1 protein-coding gene is annotated in these 231 nt (G+C 38.5%); it reads right to left on the bottom strand.

Annotated elements, in window-relative coordinates:
• Positions 1 to 76: 76 nt before the first annotated feature.
• A complete protein-coding gene (locus DSOL_RS29380; RefSeq protein ID WP_235839027.1) occupies positions 77 to 220 on the bottom strand; it encodes a zinc-ribbon domain-containing protein in 144 nt (47 codons plus the stop codon).
• Positions 221 to 231 lie beyond the last annotated feature (11 nt).

Raw genomic sequence — 231 nt, 5'->3', positions numbered from 1 at the left:
AACGAAATATGCCTCTCGTTATTGCAAATAGGGCATCCTGTGCCACTACTTCTATAATAGACTGATTGCTTCCCATTCATGTCCCTTTTTTACATTTCCACCATACTTTCCTCTCAGAACCAGCTACAACATCTGAAGGCTTTAAATTCCCATTTTTGGTTGGATGCCATTCTTGAACTATTTCGGGTTTAGTTGTCGCTAAATCATTGTATCCTTCCAAAACTTGTTTGT

It is taken from the genome of Desulfosporosinus metallidurans (genome assembly GCF_001936615.1).
In the GTDB taxonomy this organism is placed as follows: domain Bacteria; phylum Bacillota; class Desulfitobacteriia; order Desulfitobacteriales; family Desulfitobacteriaceae; genus Desulfosporosinus; species Desulfosporosinus metallidurans.
Note: the sequence above shows the minus strand (reverse complement) of the source record. Positions and strands in the feature narration are given on the sequence as shown.